Raw genomic sequence first — 17,827 nt, 5'->3', positions numbered from 1 at the left:
AAATTCAAGAATTAACTTTTCAGAGAGTGAACATTCCCATGATTAAAACTAGTGCACAATTACGACAGACTTTTTTAGACTTTTATGCTTCGAAGCAACATCAAATTGTTCCAAGTAGTTCATTAGTTCCAGGTAATGACGCGACGTTATTATTTACCAATGCCGGTATGGTTCCTTTTAAGGACGTTTTTTTAGGGGCAGAGAGTAGAAGTTATACTCGTGCAACCTCATCACAACGTTGTGTTCGTGCTGGTGGTAAACATAACGACTTAGAGAACGTTGGCTATACGGCGCGCCATCATACTTTCTTTGAAATGTTAGGTAACTTTAGTTTTGGTGATTATTTTAAACAAGACGCTATACGTTTTGCCTGGGAATTTTTAACCGTCAAATTAGCTTTACCTAAAGAAAAGCTTTTAGTGACTGTTTATGACAGTGACGAAGAAGCCTTTGCTTTTTGGCGTGACGAAATAGGTATTCCGGTAGATAAAATTATTCGTATCGGTGATAAGTCACCCAGTAAAAAGTACGAGTCAGACAACTTTTGGTCAATGGGTGATACGGGGCCATGTGGACCTTGTTCTGAAATATTCTATGATCACGGTGAAAATATTTTTGGTGGACCTCCAGGCTCACCAGATGAAGATGGTGACCGTTTTATTGAAATTTGGAACTTAGTTTTTATGCAGTACAACCGTCATGCTGACGGTACCATGGAAAACTTGCCAAAGCCTTCTGTTGATACAGGTATGGGCTTAGAACGCATTTCAGCAATAATGCAAGGCGTGCATAGCAATTATGAAATTGATATTTTTCAAGGCTTAATTAAAGATACTGCTGAGTTATTACAGTGCAATGATTTAGAACATAAATCTTTGCGTGTCATTGCCGATCATATTCGCTCATGTAGCTTCTTAATAGCCGATGGCGTTATGCCTTCAAACGAAGGTCGTGGCTATGTATTACGTCGTATTATTCGACGTGCCGTACGCCACGGTCATAAATTAGAAGCAAAATCACACTTCTTTCATCGACTAGTTGTTTCATTAGGTAAGCAAATGGGTGAAGCCTACCCTGAGCTTATTAGCCAACAAGCGGTTATTGAAAAAATATTACGTATCGAAGAAGAGCAATTTGGCCGCACGCTAGATCGTGGCATGATCTTACTTGAAGATATTTTAGCGAACCTTAAAGGCGATACTATTTCAGGTGACGATACCTTTAAACTTTATGACACCTATGGTTTTCCTGCCGATTTAACGGCAGATATTGCCCGAGAACGTCAATTAAAAGTCGACCACAATGGTTTTGACATTGCTATGGGACTTCAACGTGAACGTGCTCAGCAAGCAAGTCAGTTTGGTTCTAACTATAACGACCAGCTTAAATCTGATCACAACACACAGTTTAAAGGTTATACCCGTAATGAATTCTCCGCAACGATTGTTGAATTATTCAATAACGAAGCGTCGGTTGCTGAGTTAAAAGCAGGCGAGCAGGGCATTGTTATTTTGGACAAAACACCTTTTTATGCGGAATCTGGTGGCCAAGCAGGAGACCAAGGCCTTCTTCATATTGATGACGGTATATTTGAAGTACACGACACCACTAAAATGGGTAACGCCTTTGCTCATAAAGGAATTGCTCGCGTAAATATTGGCTTAAATCGCCTAGTAAAAGCGGAGATAAATACCGAGCGACGCGCAGCTATCGTTAAAAACCACACGGCTACTCACCTTCTTCATGCGGCATTGCGTAGCGTCTTGGGTGAACATGTTACGCAAAAAGGTTCGTTATGTGATGCTGAAAAGTTACGTTTTGACTTCTCTCACTTTGAAGGGGTTACCGCGCAAGAGTTGCAAACTGTTGAACGTTTAGTTAACCAAGAAATACGTAATAACTTGTCTCGTGAAACCAACTTAATGCAGATAGACGAAGCTAAAGAAAAAGGCGCTATGGCTTTATTTGGTGAGAAATACGACGATGAAGTACGAGTGGTTACTTTAGGTGGTTTTTCTACCGAGCTTTGTGGTGGTGTTCATGTTGATCGTACTGGCGATATTGGCTTTGTTAAAATAGTGTCAGAATCAGGCATAGCTGCAGGTGTTCGTCGCATAGAAGCTGTTTCTGGTGAGTGTGCACTTGCTTTTACTGAGCAGCAAGGTTCAAATCTAAGCTTAGTTGCTTCAATGGTTAAATCTGATGTGGCGAGTATGCCAGGAAAAGTTGAGCAATTAATTAGTCGCGGTAAGCAACTCGAAAAAGAAATTCAAATCCTAAAACAGCAAGTAGCGGCTCAAGCCGGTTCTGACTTAATCAGTGAGGCTATAGATGTTAATGGTGTTAAGGTACTTATTGCAGATTTAGCCGGTATCGAGTCTAAAGCGCTTCGCGGCATGATGGATGAACTCAAGAATAAAATAGGCTCAGGGATCATTTTATTAGGCACAGCATCAGACGGAAAAGTAGGTTTGATCGCCGGTGTAACTAAAGATCTCACTGGACAGGTAAAAGCCGGTGATTTAGTTAATGCCGCAGCACAGCATGTTGGTGGTAAAGGAGGTGGGCGTCCAGATATGGCACAAGCTGGTGGCAGCAAACCAGAGAATTTACCTATGGCATTAGACGCAGCGAAAGCATGGTTAATTGACCAGTTATCGTAATATTATAGTAAGCTAATATATTTCATTAAGGAGTGTTTTAGCTCCTTTTTTGTGGGTAAATCTTTTAAACAGCAAATTAGGTTACTTAGCTGTTAATGCAGAGTTAACCTGCGTTAACTACAATATTAATAATAACAAATAGTTATAATTAATTTCAAAAAATCACTTTATTGCTTGAATAAGCTTGCTAGAATGCCAATATTGGTTATAAGTGCAAAGTTAATAACTGATTATCACTTGTGGTAATAAAATCTTTGTAAATAGTGGTAAAACTGGGTCTTAGTGAACTTAAGTAACTATTTTTTACAAAGTTTTTAATTTTTATTATGTACTTTTACCAAAATTAAACTAAATTTATTACTAGCTTATAATTTTTTAGTGGACTGGCTTTTAAACATAAAGGATATTTAGGATGTTAATTTTAACTCGTAGGGTTGGTGAAACGTTAATGATTGGTGACGAAGTTACCGTCACTGTTTTAGGTGTAAAGGGTAATCAGGTTCGTATTGGTGTAAATGCACCAAAAGAAATATCTGTTCACCGTGAAGAAATTTACATGCGCATACAAGCAGAAAAAACAGGAAGTGACAGTAGCGAAGCCGAAACAGGTAATAAATTTTAGCTTTGTTGAATACCTTCATTAAAAAAGTCGGCAATTGCCGACTTTTTTAATGACTAATATTAATTTTTTTTAGCATTAATTTAGTGACAATAATCTTTTTGAGCTTGAAAAATAGCCTTGTTGGTTGAAATCTCAGCAAACAGATTTAAAAGTACAGAAAAATAGAAAATATTGTTGACTTATTTTCTCGATCCATTAGTATTCGCACCCACTGGAGATGTGACCGATTGGTTGAAGACGCTCACCTGTTAAAGGAGTATCTGGCTACTAGCCTGATAGAGAGTTTTTTCTAAGATGTATTTTAAAGTACGCATTAGAACTCTACAGTAAAGAAGTAAAAATGGAGAGCTGTCCGAGTGGCCGAAGGAGCTCCCCTGCTAAGGGAGTAACGGCTTTAAATCCGTTCGAGAGTTCGAATCTCTCGCTCTCCGCCATTACTTTTATTAAAGGTAACTGCGGTAAAAGTAATAAATGCAAAGCAATTTGCTATCTTTAGACTAAGATATAAAAAATAGTTCATGTGAGGGCGCGTAGCTCAGCTGGATAGAGTACCTGGCTACGAACCAGGCGGTCGCAGGTTCGACTCCTGCCGCGCCCACCACTTTTCTTTATTGAAATGTGGACTAAGCAAATATCATCGCTTATAAAATTAATAGATATTATCTTCAAACGAGATATTAAATAAGGTTTAATGTGGGCGCGTAGCTCAGCTGGATAGAGTACCTGGCTACGAACCAGGCGGTCGCAGGTTCGACTCCTGCCGCGCCCACCACATTTGCTGTAAAGCTGAAATAAACCAATCTTAGGATTGGTTTTTTTTCTTCTAAAATATAGCAGTTAAAAAACTCAAGTATCATCCTTAGGAGGTATTTTGAGTTGTTAAGCAAATACCAAGGCTTATAAAAATAATGGGTGTTATCTTTGAACAAGATAGTAAATAAAGTTTAATGTGGGCGCGTAGCTCAGCTGGATAGAGTACCTGGCTACGAACCAGGCGGTCGCAGGTTCGACTCCTGCCGCGCCCACCACATTTGCTGAAAAGCAGAAATAAACCAATCTTTGGATTGGTTTTTTTTCGTCTAAAGTAAAGTGATAGTTTATCTAACTTGCTGGGGAGACCGAGCATATAAGAGTGGCTACGAAACTAACCACTTCCGGTCGCAGGTTTGACTCCTGCCGCGCCCACCACATTTGCTGAAAAAGCAGAAATAAACCAATCTTCGGATTGGTTTTTTTTCGTCTATATTTTGCCTAGCATAAAGTGATAGTTTATCTAACTTGCTGGGGAGACCGAGCATATAAGAGTGGCTACGAAACTAACCACTTACAGTCGCAGGTTCGACTCCTGCCGCGCCCACCACATTTGCTGAAAAGCTGAAAATTGAAAAAAACCAACTTTCGAGTTGGTTTTTTTTCATCTATATTTTGCCCAGTTAAAGTAATAGTTTATCTGACCTGCTGGAGAGACCTAGCATATAAGAGTAGCTAGAAAACTAACCACTTGTGATCGCCAGTTATTCGCCTGCTAGCACCGCCATATTTATTTGTAAACTGAGCAGTGTTGTTGGTTATTTTAAACCTCTGCTGATAAAAGGACTGTGCTTAATCAATACGCAAATGATTACGTAATAACATGTGTGTAAAAGATGTTTTTAAATAGAAGCCACGCGGCAGTGTTTTAAAGGGCTCGCCGTGTTTATTAAAGGCTTGTGTCTTAGCTTGGCTATTGGCCGCTTTTGGGCGAAGTTGTAACACTTGCCCATGTTTTCCTGAGATATTTTCTACTTCACCTAATACAATCATATCGGTAAGCTCTTGCCAGTCTAGAGCGAGTAATTGTTCTTCTTCATAAGAGGGGGACCAAATAAAAGGGGTACCAACTATACGCTCGCCTATTGGTATATGTCGTTCAGAAATTACCGGAACCCATAAAACACGCGCCATTTTGTTACGTATATGGCTGGTTTTCCAACTAGCCCCTACTAAGCCAGTCAAAGGTGCAACACATACAAATGTTGTCTCTAAAGGTTTACCTTGCATGTTAATGGGTAACGATTTTAATTCAATACCTAAATGTGGAAAGTCAGGTTCAGGTTTTGACCCCGCATTAGCGCCAAGGACCTGTTCAAGTAAAAGACCTATCCAACCTTTTTCTCTCGTTAAATTGTCAGGGACTACTACGCCTGCTTGTTCAGCTATTTCAGCTAAATTAAGTCCAGCAAGTGCTTGCGCTCTTTCTAGTAAATCATCTTCGTTAGCAGGGATATTAATTTTAATGAGTAAACTCTTTAGTCGTGACTTTTCTTTACTCAGTATAAAGATTCATAACTTTTGACGCTATGGTCTAGATAAAATAAAAAATTAATTAATTGCCCGCAAGCCCATATTATGGAAGAATCAAGATATATTTTATGAAAGTTATTGGGAATTCCTTTGATAGATGCTGAAGGCTATAGAGCTAATGTCGGCATAGTCATAATCAATGATAGAGGACAAGTATTTTGGGCTAGGCGTTATGGTCAACACTCGTGGCAATATCCACAAGGGGGGGTTGATGAGGGAGAAACAGCAGAAGAAACTATGTACCGAGAATTGCACGAAGAAGTGGGATTAAAACCGGAACATGTCAGTATTGTTGCTTCGACCAAACACTGGCTGAGATATAAATTACCAAAACGTTTAATTAGGCATGAAAGTAAACCTGTCTGTATTGGGCAAAAACAGAAATGGTTTTTACTTAAGCTAACTTCAGAAGAGTCTGCGGTTGATTTACTTCATTCTGCTCATCCAGAATTTGATGATTGGCGTTGGGTAAGTTACTGGTACCCAGTGCGTCAGGTAGTGTCTTTTAAACGTGAAGTTTACCGTAAAGTGATGAAAGAATTTGCTCAGGCGTCTATGCCTTCTTATCGCCATCAAAACCGTAAACGTCGTAGTTGATTATTATTATGTAGCAGTTTTATACGACAAAACACAAATGTATAATATACCCGTATCACTTAAAGATGGCCCTATATCTTAAAGTGAACGGGCATTTTTATTTAAGGAGCAGTATGTTAACTATCCTACGGAGAATTGTTCTAGAATTTAGCCAAAACGCTGAACTCGACAGTGCATTACATCGTATGGTGGAACAAATAAAAGAAACGATGAATACTGACTGTTGTTCAATTTATCTTGCTGACCACCTCAAACAACATTTTTTATTGGTTGCCTCTGACGGTCTGGCAGAAGGTTCATTAGGTCAAACAACCATTGGTTTTACTGAAGGCTTAGTCGGTTTAGTTGGCCAGCGAGAGGAACCACTTAACATTGCTAATGCGCAAAACCATCCTCAATTTATTCATGCCCCTGAAGTGGAGGAAGACGAACTAAATGCCTTTCTGGGGACCCCCATTATTCATCGACGAAAAGTGCTGGGCATACTGGCGATTCAACAAAAAGAGGCTAGGCACTTTACCGAAAATGAAGAAGCATTCTTAGTTACCTTGTCAGCCCAACTAGCCACTTCATTGGCCAATGCCGAGGCTAATGTGTTAATCACTGAGCAAGATGCTAATAGTCATTGGACTAAAGCATTACAGGGGGTTGCTGGCTCATCAGGAGTAATGATTGGTGAAATGTATGTTGTGTATCCAGCGGTAAGTTTAGCTTCTGTTTCTTTACAACGAACTACAGCCCCAACGCTAGAGTTGCAATTCTTTGAAGAAGCCGTGGCGAAAACACGCATAGATTTTGATTTCATGGCCAGTAATTTGCGAGGTATTATTGCGGAGAGTACTTTAGATATTTTCGATATGTACAAGCAGTTATTAAATAATGCAAATATTACTAAAGAAGTTACCCAAAAAATAATATCAGGTTGGACTGCTGAAAGTGCTTTAAAACAAATCATAGATAACTATGTTATTCAGTTTGAGGCCTTAGATGACCGTTATTTGCGTGAAAGGGCCAGTGATATACGTGACTTAGGTAATCGATTATTACTTAACTTAAAAAAATTAAATATAAAAGAGCAAGAACTTCCTCAAGAATTTATACTGGTTGCTGAAGAAGTAACGGCAGCTATGCTTGCACAATACCAGCACCAAGGCTTAAAAGGTGTAGTCTCGCTTCATGGCTCCAATAATTCTCATGCTGCTATCTTAGCAAGAGCACTAGGTGTACCAGCTGTAATGGGTATTGAGAAAATATCGCTTAGTCGATTACACCAGAAGAACTGTATTGTGGATGGCTTTAGTGGTGAGCTTTTTGTTCAGCCTAATGAAGCCTTACAACGTGAATATCAACACTTAATCGCTCAAGAGATATTACTCGCCGATAAAGTTAAAAAAGTAGCACAATTACCTGCTATTACCAAAGATGGTCAAGCCATTGAGTTGCAACTTAATGCAGGGCTTTCATCAGGGTTTGAATATTCAAAAAACTCAGGTGCTGTAGGGATCGGTTTGTATCGTACTGAAATTCCTTTTATGAACCGCAGCTGCTTTCCTTCTGAGTCAGAGCAAACGGAACTTTATCGTCAAGTATTACGTGCTTTTCCTGATCAGCCTGTAACTATGCGTACTTTAGACGTTGGTGGTGACAAGTCACTACCCTATTTTCCGATCAATGAAGATAATCCATTTCTTGGTTGGCGTGGTATTCGCATTACACTTGATCATCCTGAAATTTTTCTCTTGCAAGTACGAGCAATGTTACGAGCGAATGTTGGCTTAAATAATTTAGAAATTATGTTGCCGATGATTTCAAGTACTTTAGAGGTAGACGAAGCAACCCGCTTAATCAATCAAGCTTATTATGAACTGTCTAATGAATTTGATTTTATTGGTGAAGAAAAGCTCACTCGTCCAAAAATCGGTATAATGATCGAGGTGCCAGGTATTATTTATCAATTGCCTGAATTAGCCAGTAAAGTTGATTTCTTTTCAGTGGGCAGTAATGATTTAACTCAATATTTATTAGCGGTTGACCGAAATAATGCCCGCGTATCTGCGTTATATAATTCATATCATCCAGCTGTTTTAAGAGCGCTTAACCATATTGCTGAACAATCAGCTAGCTCACTGGTACCTCTGAGCCTATGCGGCGAGCTAGCCAGCGAACCAGCAGGTGCTTTATTATTATTAGCGATGGGATATGACAAATTAAGTATGAACGCGCATAATATCGCAAAAATTAAATGGGTGATCCGCCATGTTGATTTTCATCAAGTAAAAATGATGTTGGCGCATGTGTTAACCCTTTCAACATCCAAACAAGTACACAGTTATTTAAATGAACAACTTGAACAATTCGGTTTAAGCAGTTTCGTACGTACCGGTAGGTAGTGTTTCCGGTTAATTTAACTTAAAAAGCAGTAAACAATGTTATTAAGTATCTTTTTAATTTGCGTGTTACTCGGGTCAGTGGTCGGTTTCTCTGCTGGTCTTTTAGGCATAGGTGGCGGGTTGATAATTGTACCCGCTTTGGTGTATTTATTACCGCAGTTAGGAATTGAACCGAACTTAGTTATGCCAATGGCGCTTGCGACCTCGTTAGCCACTATTGTTGTTACTTCACTTTCTGCGGCGTTAGCTCATCACCGTAATAGCAATATACCTTGGCCACTTGCTAAGCAACTAATGATGGCGATTGCATTAGGATCGTTACTTGGTGGATTTATTGCGGATATGCTTTCTGTTGTTGCACTAAAAAATACTTTTGCTATTGCTGTTTTTTTACTTTCGTCTTATATGTTTATTGCTATTAATAGAGCGAAGAAAAATAAATTAATTAATCACAATGATGATGAAAAACTACCCAAAAATATAATTGTTAAAGCTATTGGCTTTTTTACTGGTATTTTAGCAAGTCTGATGGGCATTGCTGGTGGTGCTATTCTAGTCCCTATATTAAGTTACTTTAAAGTCCCTCTGCGCCAATGCATTGGTGTTGCCACGGTGAGTGGTATGGTTGTGGCCATATTCGGTGTTAGCGGCTATGTGATTGCGGGTTGGGGAGAAGAAAACTTACCCAAATATAGCTTAGGCTATGTTTATTTACCTGCTTTGCTTGGTATCATTATTACGTCTTCTCTTTTTGCTCCAATAGGTGTTAAGGCGGCGAGTAAGCTACCGGTAGGTACTATCAAGAAAGCATTTGCGATATTTTTGATGCTAGTAGCAGTTAAAATGATACTAAGTTAGTACAATAGCATTTGTTTAAAATTAAAATTTTTTAGAGAAGGAAAGACAGTGAAAGAATATTTAGATCTCATGCGACATGTTCGTGATAACGGCGTACAAAAATCAGATCGCACAGGTACAGGCACCAAAAGTATTTTTGGTTATCAAATGCGCTTTGACTTAGCAAAAGGCTTTCCACTGGTCACCACTAAAAAATGTCATTTAAAATCCATTATCCATGAATTATTATGGTTTATTAAAGGTGAGTCTAATATCGCTTACTTAAGTGAGAATGGCGTTAAAATTTGGGATGCTTGGGCAACAGAGTCGGGTGAACTAGGTCCTGTATATGGCGTACAGTGGCGTAATTGGCCATCAGCCAATGGCGAAACAATTGATCAACTTACGCAATTGATTGATGATTTAAAAAATAACCCCGATTCACGACGTCATATTATTACCGCTTGGAATCCTGCCTTATTACCTGATACATCTATAAGCCCTGCAGAGAATGCTGCACAGGGCAAACAGGCGTTACCCCCGTGCCATACGCTTTTTCAATTCTATGTACTCAATGGCAAGCTGTCGTGTCAATTATATCAACGCAGTGCCGACATTTTTCTAGGTGTACCGTTCAATATTGCAAGTTATGCATTATTTACCATGATGATCGCCCAAGTTTGTGATTTAGAACTAGGTGATTTTGTTCATACTTTCGGAGATGCTCATTTATATTCAAACCATATGGAACAAGTTGATGAACAGCTGAGTCGCACTCCGCTAGCTTTGCCAACCATGAAAATTAATCCTGAGATAAAAAGTATTTTTGATTTTACTTTTGAAGACTTTGAATTAGTGAATTATCAATGCCACGCTCATATAAAAGCCGCTATATCTGTTTAAATACAAACTTCATCAACTGAGCAATTGCACGTTATTGTTTTAGTCGATGAAGTTGCTGTTAACTATGCATAGTGATAAATTTAGCTAATAAGGTTTGCTTATTTTTACTATGCTTTAGATCTTTTTTGATACAATCAATAGGACAAACGCCAATACAAGTCGGCTTATCATTATGGCCAACACATTCAGTGCGTTCATCCACGTCAATCTCATAAATCATGTTACCCAATGCAATAGCCTCATTAGGGCATGCTAGTTAGCACCTATGACAGTTAATACATATATCTTCTAAAATCAGTGCATCTAGAACCACTGCTATAACGGACGTAATATCTTTAATAAAGTCGTTTATTTGATAAATATACAGCATTGAAAAATTTACTAATATTTGACCTAAATTAATAATATAAGCAAAAAAGTGTGCTACTTTTTAATGTAATACAATCAATAATTGATAATAATAATTAAGGTGAGACTATGGGAACTGAAAATGCCCTTTATACAATTTTAGTAGAAAAAATTAAACAAGATGCGCTTGTACTTCCAACCTTGCCAGAAGTCGCACTGAAAGTCCGCCAAGCGGCTGATGACCCAAACATTAATTTAAAACAAATGAGCGATATTATCAGTTATGATCCTGCTTTATCTTTGGGTATGTTGAAAGTAGCGAATAGCGTTATTTTAGGACGTTCAGTTAAAGTTGAAACAGTCAACCAGGCTGTTACTCGCATCGGTTTGCGCCAAATAAAAAGTATCGCAACAGCGATGGCGTTAGAGCAAGTATTTGTCTCAAAAAATGAAATAGTTTCAATGTATTTGAAAAAGTCATGGAAAAAAACCGTCGACGTAGCAGCGGTTGCCATCAGTTTAATAACTTTTTATATTCAAGACCATAAACACACATCATTAACGTTAGACACCTTAACATTGGCGGCACTGGTTCATAATATTGGTGTTTTACCTATTTTAACTGAAGCTGAAAATCATCCTGATGTTTTCGCTAACCCGACTTTTTTGCAGCAAGCTATTGCTAAGTTAGCTGCGGATATTGGTGGAGAAGTGACTAAAGCGTGGGGATTCTCAGATGAATTTATCACCTTAGTGACCAGTTGGAGTGATTTAACGGTACTACCTCCTGAAACTCATTATTTGGATTTCATTCGTGCGGGGGCTATTTACAACGGTATTTTCAAGAATGTATCAACCTGTGAAGTGCTATTAAAAAGCTATGTGAATAAAGGTATTTTACCCGACGTTGACTTTATGGAAAGTGAAGAATTTCAACAGATGGTTACTAATGTAAAAACTATGTTCAGTTAATAACAATAAAGTTGTAGACAATAAAAAAACCCTGAAATATCAGGGTTTTTTATATCAATAATTTTTATACTTACAATCAATACTTCACAAAGGAGGTTTAATAAGCTTACTTAGCGGCACTTAACCCTTGGTTGATGTTGATTAAGTCTTGCTCACTGATTGTACCTGCCGCACGTTTTAACGATAAAATTGATTGTACATAGTTATAGCGTGTTGATGATAAGTTACGTTTTGCGTTATATAAATTACGCGTGCTATCTAATACATCAACAATAGTACGAGTTCCTACTTCAAAACCAGCGTCCGTTGCTTTTAATGCACTATCAGCACTAACAACAGCTTGCTCAAGGGCTTTGATTGCCGAAACAGCAGCAATAACGGTGTTGTACGCATTACGTGTATTACGAACAACATTACGATAAGTTAACTCTAAATCTTGACTGGCAGCAACATAGTTGCTCTGTGCCTCGCGAACAGCACTTGACGTAGCCCCACCAGAATAAATAGGTACGTTTAACGTTATGCCGATAGACTGACTATCTAGAGCCGGGTTTTCAAAAGTAGCATTGTTAACTTCGTTATCTTGATCTCTAGCACCATAACTGCCCGATAAACTTAATGTTGGATAATGACCAGATCTTGCGATATTAATATTCTCTTTAGCGACATCAACCGCTATTTTTTGGCTAATTAAATCTAAATTTTTTGCTTCTGCTGTTTGTTGCCACTCGTTTGCACTGTCGGGTATAGGGCGTGAGGTACTGAAACGTTCAGTGTTTAAAACACTTAAATCTCTTGGATACACATTGGTAATTACCCTTAACGCTTCTTCTGCAGTGTAAACACTATTTTCAGCGCGAATTTCAGAAGTAACGGCATTATCGTATTGCGACTGTGCTTCATGCACGTCTGTTACCGCTTTTAGACCAACAGAATAACGTTGCTTTGTCTGTTCTAATTGACGTTCAATAGCCGCTTTCTCTGCTTTAGCAAAATCTAAATCGTCTTTAGCACTTAAAACATCAAAATAAGCGGTCGTTACTCTAACAATCAACTCTTGTTTTGCTGCTTGATAAGAAACATCACTGCGGTGTGCGGCTTTTTTGGCATTATCTAATCTTAGCCATGTACTATGATTGTATAATGGCATACTTAAACTCAAGCCATAGCGCAAAGTATCAGATTTATTGGTCAATGTTCTATTTGATGATTGTCCATCATCTGATGTTGGAATAAATTGATCTTTACTCATTGTGTAGCTAGCTGCAGCACTGATCTCTGGTAATAAAACAGCTCGGGCTTGATCTATGCCTTCTTTTGATGCGTTAAATAAAGCCTTTGATCTCAATACGGTAGGATCATTTTTTTGTGCTTGTTGATAAACGCTCAATAAATCTTCAGCGTTAACTAACGTAGTATTAGTTACACAAACCAAACCAATGATGAGTGCCGTAATTGTTTTTTTCATGAGTGAGCTATTCCTTTGAGTGTGCCATGTACGCTATATTGTTATGATACTATCGTATCTTGATTTTTGAATTAGCTAAATATAATAAGTGTTTGCGAATGCATTCTAGTGTAACAAAATGTTTTATGCTAGTGGTCGCTTTATTATAGTATCTTCATTTATTTAAATTTTTTATATGGGAAATAAAGCCACTCAATGCCTAACAAAAATACAAAGCCATCAAAGTTTTCAAATAAAGACGTCACCATCTATCAACAAAAAACCTGCTACCAAGGTGTTTTTAAAATGGATGAGTATCAACTTAGCCATCGATTATTTGATGGTGGCGAAAGTAAAGTATTAACGCGCGAAGTTTTTGAACGTGGTCATGCAGTAGTCGTTATTCCTTATGATGCGACCTCTGATCGCGTTGTGTTAATCGAACAATTTCGGGTTGGCGCTATTGGTCAAGGAGATACGCCATGGCTATTAGAGTTTGTCGCTGGTATGTTTGGTCAAGATGAATCACCTATTGATGTTGCTATTCGAGAAGCTAAAGAAGAAGCTGACTTAACGTTAAATGCTAATCAACTCGATAAAGTGCTGGAGTATTTTTCAAGTCCTGGTGGTATGAGCGAAGTTATACATTTATATGTTGCTAACATAGACAGCAAAAATGTCTCAGGCGTGCACGGTTTAGAGACTGAAAATGAAGATATTTTGTTGCATGTTATGTCAAGAGAGCAAGCCATGTCGTTGTTAGAAAATGGAAAAATCACCAATGCAGCAACAATAATTGGGTTACAATGGTTACAAAATAACTTTCATCAACTACAGCAGAAATGGTCTTCGTAAATGATACAGCAAAATAAAAAATATCAGCCAAGATTATCAACCTTAATGAATCTTTGTGACGTTAATTATATGTTTTTAGTTCGCTTATTGGCCAGTCAGAACAATGAAGAAGCGATTGGTGATGAGCGGTGTTTTTTTATTTCTGATTTTTTATCCTATAAGATAACAATACTCGAAATTACTCGTTACACCAGCTTGGTGAGTATTTGTCAAGAACTGCCTAAGACAAAACCACTAGTTACTGAAGAAGATAACAATAATAAAACGGTATTTGACCACATCTTACGTCCCAAAATGATTATCCGCTTATACCATGATGCTCGAATGGCTGAGGTGATCAGTAATCAAGACATTAAACAAGTTCAACCTCGTTACGATTACCCCAATAGTAAAATGCATTTACCTGATGAAAAAGAGCAAATTAATCAGTTTCTTAAAGAATGGCTGCAACTTTGTTTAAAGTTAGGCCAAGTCAACTTATCACTTTTTGAGTAATCCTTTTGTCTTCTATTTTTAAAATTGCGCAAATAAGCGACTGCCATTTGTTTTCTCAAACAGATGGTTTGCATCATGGTGCTAATGTTTACCATAACTTAGTCAGTGTATTAGACGAGATTAAAAATCAGCATTTAGTAGATGCTATTGTATTCACCGGTGATATAACTCAAGACCATAGTGAAAAGTCTTATCAACTTTTTGTGCAAGCTGTTGTTGAAAGTAACATAACGTTACCTTTTTATTATTTGGCGGGGAATCATGATGAACTCGAGTTATTGGATAAATATTTATCTGTTCCTCCTTTCAATGGTGAAAAAGTCTTTAATGATAAATATTGGCAAATTGTTTTACTTAATAGTAAAAGTGAAACACCGAAAGGTCTAGTAACACCAAGTGATTTATCTGCATTTGAGTCAATCGTGGATGGTAAAAAACATCAATTAGTGATGATGCATCATCACCCATTAGATGTTGGTTATTTTATTGATCAACACGGTTTAGAAAATCAAGCAGAGTTTTGGCAAACGATTAATAAGTTTTCGAGTATCAAAGCCATTACCTGTGGGCATGTGCATCAAGCATTAACCTTGTATTCAAACCAATCACCAGCCATACCTTTATTTACCTGTCCCGCTACATCGATTCAATTTGACACGAATAAAAGCGCTGGTGCTTCAAACGGACAAGGGCCAGGCTATCGTGTTTTTTCGCTATTTACTGATGGAAAAATAAAGTCAGACAGCTACTTTTTAACAAAGGAATAAAATGTCAAAACAGGTTAATATTTTATATCTACATGGTTTTAATTCATCACCACAATCGATGAAAGCGCAACTGACAAAGCATTATTTTAATGATAATTTTCCCGAAGTCTCATTTTTTAGCCCTCAGTTAGCTTCGTCACCAACGGCTGTTATCGAACAATTAGCGACACTAATAGACTCAAAAATCGATAAAGAAAACATTTGGTATTTTATTGGTTCATCACTAGGTGGCTATTTTTCAACGTATTTATCAGAGAAATATCAAGGCAAAGCTGTATTAATTAATCCTGCGGTAAAGCCCTTTGAATTATTAGTTGATTATTTAGGTGAACAAACTAATCCTTACACCCAGGAAGTTTATTACATTGAAAAGCATTTTATTGAGTCATTAAAAAGTCTTGAACAACAATTTATTTCGAAAAATAATTACTTGGTCATGGTACAAACAGGCGATGAAGTGTTAGATTATCAAAAAGCTGTCGATAAATATTGTGACTGCCAAATAATTGTCCAGCAAGGCGGGGATCACAGCTTTATTGATTACTCGAAAGTGTTACCTAAAATTGCGATGTTTTTTAATTTATACCCTAAAAGTCAATAAAGTAGACCGATAGGTATTAAAACATTTTTTAATCATAATCATTATTAGAATAGTTAAATGAGCGAACAATATAATTCAGACTCCATTGAAGTCCTCAGTGGTCTAGACCCAGTACGACACCGTCCAGGTATGTACACAGATACATCTCGCCCTAATCATTTAGGTCAAGAAGTTATTGATAACTCGGTTGATGAGGCTTTGGCTGGGCATGCGCAAAATATCACCGTTGTGCTCGATAAAGACCAATCACTCGAAATTATTGATGATGGTCGAGGTATGCCAACCGATATTCATCCCGAAGAAGGTGTCTCAGGTGTTGAGCTTATTTTCTGTAAACTTCATGCTGGTGGTAAATTTTCCAATAAAAATTATCAATTTTCTGGTGGTTTGCATGGTGTTGGCATTTCTGTGGTTAACGCTCTTTCTACCCGCGTAGATGTTTCAGTTCGCCGTGACAGTAAAGTGTATGAAATGGCTTTTGAGCATGGCGAAAAAGTTGAAGAGTTACATGAAACTGGTACGGTTGGCCGAAGAAATACCGGTTCACGCGTAAAATTTTGGCCTGATCCTAAATATTTTGATTCAGCAAATTTTTCAGTGCGTCGCTTAGTTCACTTATTAAAAGCGAAAGCTGTTTTATGTCCAGGCTTGACCATCAAGTTTCATGACAAGAATGAAGATAAAAAATATCAATGGTATTACGAAGATGGTTTAGTCGACTATCTGAAAGATTCTCTTAAAAGCTGTATTTGTTTACCTGAGGATCCTTTTGTTGGGACTTTTTCTTCTTCGCATGAAGCAGCTGATTGGGCAGTAACTTGGCTCTCTGAAGGTGGTGAGGGGATTGGAGAGAGTTATGTTAATTTAATTCCAACCATCCAAGGTGGTACACACGTTAATGGTTTACGCCAAGGTTTATTGGAGTCAATGCGCGAGTTTTGTGAATTTAGAAATCTCATTCCTCGTGGTGTAAAATTAACGCCAGATGATATATGGGACAAATGTTCATATATTTTATCGGTGAAAATGCAAGAACCACAATTTGCAGGACAAACTAAAGAACGCTTATCTTCTCGACAATGCGCCGCTTTCGTTACCGGTGTGGTAAAAGATTCTTTTAGTTTATGGTTAAATGAACACACTGAAATCGCAGAAAACCTTGCTGAATTTTGTATTTCAAATGCGCAGCGACGTTTGCGTGCCAGCAAAAAAATTATTCGTAAAAAAATTACTCAAGGACCTGCTTTACCTGGGAAATTAACTGATTGTGGCAGTCAAGATATTGCCCGAACAGAATTATTTTTAGTGGAAGGAGACTCGGCAGGAGGTAGTGCTAAACAAGCAAGAGATCGTGAGTTTCAGGCAATTATGCCGCTTAGAGGTAAAATTTTAAATACCTGGGAAGTCGATTCTGGACAAATACTGGCTTCACAAGAGGTCCATGATATTTCAGTGGCATTAGGCATAGATCCCGATAGCGATGATTTATCAGAATTGCGCTACGGTAAAATTTGTATTCTTGCCGATGCCGATTCCGATGGTCTTCATATTGCGACGTTATTATGTGCTTTATTCATGCAGCACTTTTTACCCTTAGTGCAACGCGGCCATGTTTATGTGGCTATGCCACCACTTTATCGTATTGATGTCGGTAAAGAAGTTTTCTATGCCTTAGATGAAGCCGAAAAAGACGGTGTTTTAGATCGAATAGAAGCTGAGAAAAAACGGGGTAAAGTTAATGTGCAACGTTTCAAAGGTCTGGGTGAAATGAACCCTCTGCAACTACGCGAAACGACAATGGATCCAAATACCCGTCGTTTAGTGCAACTAACTGTAGATGAGCACTCTGAAACGATGGAGTTAATGGATATGCTACTGTCAAAAAAACGTAGTCCAGATAGAAAAACATGGCTGCAAAGTAAAGGTGACATGGTAGAAATTTAGCCTGGTTTAGTTTTTAACACCAAAGCATGAGTTAACTCATGCT

The 17,827-nt window shown here is 38.0% G+C and carries 15 protein-coding genes and 4 tRNA genes; 16 read left to right on the top strand and 3 right to left on the bottom strand.

Annotated features, from left to right (window positions below; translation table 11 throughout):
• The first annotated feature begins 38 nt into the window (after positions 1-38).
• The 6 genes from alaS (at position 39) to H4J66_RS15005 (ending at position 4,313) form a co-directional block, all read left to right on the top strand.
• Positions 39-2,663: an alanine--tRNA ligase gene (alaS, locus tag H4J66_RS15030; protein ID WP_182175810.1), complete on the top strand. Its 2,625-nt coding sequence runs from the start codon at positions 39-41 to the stop codon at positions 2,661-2,663.
• A 412-nt stretch (positions 2,664-3,075) separates the two neighbouring features.
• Entirely contained in the window at positions 3,076-3,285 is a 210-nt protein-coding gene (gene csrA / locus H4J66_RS15025; RefSeq protein ID WP_070375981.1) for a carbon storage regulator CsrA, read from the top strand.
• A gap of 342 nt (positions 3,286-3,627) precedes the next feature.
• A tRNA-Ser gene (locus H4J66_RS15020) sits at positions 3,628-3,719 on the top strand.
• Positions 3,720-3,809: 90 nt separating this feature from the next.
• Positions 3,810-3,886: transfer RNA gene (locus H4J66_RS15015), tRNA-Arg, on the top strand.
• Between the two features lie 94 nt (positions 3,887-3,980).
• Positions 3,981-4,057 (top strand) — tRNA-Arg (locus tag H4J66_RS15010).
• A 179-nt stretch (positions 4,058-4,236) separates the two neighbouring features.
• Positions 4,237-4,313, top strand: a tRNA-Arg gene (locus tag H4J66_RS15005).
• Positions 4,314-4,887: 574 nt separating this feature from the next.
• On the opposite strand, the gene mutH is transcribed toward H4J66_RS15005, so the two are convergent.
• Entirely contained in the window at positions 4,888-5,556 is a 669-nt protein-coding gene (gene mutH, locus H4J66_RS15000) for a DNA mismatch repair endonuclease MutH (protein ID WP_182175882.1), read from the bottom strand.
• 162 nt (positions 5,557-5,718) lie between these two features.
• Here mutH and rppH point away from each other — a divergent pair, with 162 nt between their 5' ends.
• The 4 genes from rppH to H4J66_RS14980 all read left to right on the top strand — a co-directional run bounded on the left by rppH (position 5,719) and on the right by H4J66_RS14980 (position 10,355).
• The gene (rppH, locus tag H4J66_RS14995; RefSeq protein WP_070375983.1) at positions 5,719-6,225 is read left to right on the top strand and encodes an RNA pyrophosphohydrolase; all 507 of its coding nucleotides are present in this window, start codon (positions 5,719-5,721) and stop codon (positions 6,223-6,225) included.
• A gap of 113 nt (positions 6,226-6,338) precedes the next feature.
• A complete protein-coding gene (gene ptsP, locus H4J66_RS14990; RefSeq protein ID WP_182175809.1) occupies positions 6,339-8,615 on the top strand; it encodes a phosphoenolpyruvate--protein phosphotransferase in 2,277 nt (758 codons plus the stop codon).
• A gap of 36 nt (positions 8,616-8,651) precedes the next feature.
• Positions 8,652-9,473: a sulfite exporter TauE/SafE family protein gene (locus tag H4J66_RS14985; RefSeq protein ID WP_182175808.1), complete on the top strand. Its 822-nt coding sequence runs from the start codon at positions 8,652-8,654 to the stop codon at positions 9,471-9,473.
• A 48-nt stretch (positions 9,474-9,521) separates the two neighbouring features.
• The gene (locus H4J66_RS14980; RefSeq protein WP_182175807.1) at positions 9,522-10,355 is read left to right on the top strand and encodes a thymidylate synthase; all 834 of its coding nucleotides are present in this window, start codon (positions 9,522-9,524) and stop codon (positions 10,353-10,355) included.
• 58 nt (positions 10,356-10,413) lie between these two features.
• On the opposite strand, the gene H4J66_RS14975 is transcribed toward H4J66_RS14980, so the two are convergent.
• Positions 10,414-10,557 carry a ferredoxin gene (locus tag H4J66_RS14975; protein WP_310650670.1) on the bottom strand — a complete coding sequence of 48 codons (144 nt, stop codon included), beginning with the start codon at positions 10,555-10,557 and terminating at the stop codon, positions 10,414-10,416.
• 275 nt (positions 10,558-10,832) lie between these two features.
• On the opposite strand from H4J66_RS14975, the gene H4J66_RS14970 reads away from it, so the two are divergent.
• Complete coding sequence (locus tag H4J66_RS14970) at positions 10,833-11,675, top strand: HDOD domain-containing protein (protein ID WP_182175806.1); 843 nt, start codon at positions 10,833-10,835, stop codon at positions 11,673-11,675.
• Between the two features lie 106 nt (positions 11,676-11,781).
• Here the strand turns inward: H4J66_RS14970 and tolC are convergent, their stop codons facing one another.
• Positions 11,782-13,143 carry an outer membrane channel protein TolC gene (gene tolC / locus H4J66_RS14965; protein ID WP_182175805.1) on the bottom strand — a complete coding sequence of 454 codons (1,362 nt, stop codon included), beginning with the start codon at positions 13,141-13,143 and terminating at the stop codon, positions 11,782-11,784.
• 195 nt (positions 13,144-13,338) lie between these two features.
• Here tolC and nudF point away from each other — a divergent pair, with 195 nt between their 5' ends.
• The 5 genes from nudF to parE are packed head-to-tail and all read left to right on the top strand — an operon-like array spanning position 13,339 to position 17,784.
• Positions 13,339-13,977 (top strand): ADP-ribose diphosphatase, encoded by a 639-nt coding sequence (gene nudF, locus H4J66_RS14960; RefSeq protein ID WP_182175804.1) that lies wholly within the window; start codon positions 13,339-13,341, stop codon positions 13,975-13,977.
• Entirely contained in the window at positions 13,978-14,472 is a 495-nt protein-coding gene (locus tag H4J66_RS14955; RefSeq protein ID WP_182175803.1) for a DUF1249 domain-containing protein, read from the top strand.
• 5 nt (positions 14,473-14,477) lie between these two features.
• The gene (locus H4J66_RS14950) at positions 14,478-15,239 is read left to right on the top strand and encodes a metallophosphoesterase (RefSeq protein ID WP_220463315.1); all 762 of its coding nucleotides are present in this window, start codon (positions 14,478-14,480) and stop codon (positions 15,237-15,239) included.
• A 1-nt stretch (position 15,240) separates the two neighbouring features.
• The gene (locus H4J66_RS14945; protein ID WP_182175802.1) at positions 15,241-15,840 is read left to right on the top strand and encodes a YqiA/YcfP family alpha/beta fold hydrolase; all 600 of its coding nucleotides are present in this window, start codon (positions 15,241-15,243) and stop codon (positions 15,838-15,840) included.
• Between the two features lie 57 nt (positions 15,841-15,897).
• Positions 15,898-17,784, top strand: a complete 1,887-nt coding sequence (gene parE / locus H4J66_RS14940) for a DNA topoisomerase IV subunit B (protein WP_182175801.1) — start codon at positions 15,898-15,900, stop codon at positions 17,782-17,784.
• Positions 17,785-17,827 lie beyond the last annotated feature (43 nt).

The organism is Colwellia sp. MB3u-55 (genome assembly GCF_014076785.1).
In the GTDB taxonomy this organism is placed as follows: Bacteria; Pseudomonadota; Gammaproteobacteria; order Enterobacterales; family Alteromonadaceae; genus Colwellia_A.
Note: the sequence above shows the minus strand (reverse complement) of the source record. Positions and strands in the feature narration are given on the sequence as shown.

Excerpts from the sequence above, each read along its gene's own strand:
- H4J66_RS14985 (WP_182175808.1), top strand. The coding sequence starts at position 8,652 with ATGTTATTAAGTATCTTTTTAATTTGCGTGTTACTCGGGTCAGTGGTC.
- nudF (WP_182175804.1), top strand. The coding sequence starts at position 13,339 with ATGCCTAACAAAAATACAAAGCCATCAAAGTTTTCAAATAAAGACGTC.
- tolC (WP_182175805.1), bottom strand. The coding sequence starts at position 13,143 with ATGAAAAAAACAATTACGGCACTCATCATTGGTTTGGTTTGTGTAACT.
- alaS (WP_182175810.1), top strand. The coding sequence starts at position 39 with ATGATTAAAACTAGTGCACAATTACGACAGACTTTTTTAGACTTTTAT.
- csrA (WP_070375981.1), top strand. The coding sequence starts at position 3,076 with ATGTTAATTTTAACTCGTAGGGTTGGTGAAACGTTAATGATTGGTGAC.
- ptsP (WP_182175809.1), top strand. The coding sequence starts at position 6,339 with ATGTTAACTATCCTACGGAGAATTGTTCTAGAATTTAGCCAAAACGCT.
- parE (WP_182175801.1), top strand. The coding sequence starts at position 15,898 with ATGAGCGAACAATATAATTCAGACTCCATTGAAGTCCTCAGTGGTCTA.
- H4J66_RS14945 (WP_182175802.1), top strand. The coding sequence starts at position 15,241 with ATGTCAAAACAGGTTAATATTTTATATCTACATGGTTTTAATTCATCA.
- H4J66_RS14970 (WP_182175806.1), top strand. The coding sequence starts at position 10,833 with ATGGGAACTGAAAATGCCCTTTATACAATTTTAGTAGAAAAAATTAAA.
- H4J66_RS14955 (WP_182175803.1), top strand. The coding sequence starts at position 13,978 with ATGATACAGCAAAATAAAAAATATCAGCCAAGATTATCAACCTTAATG.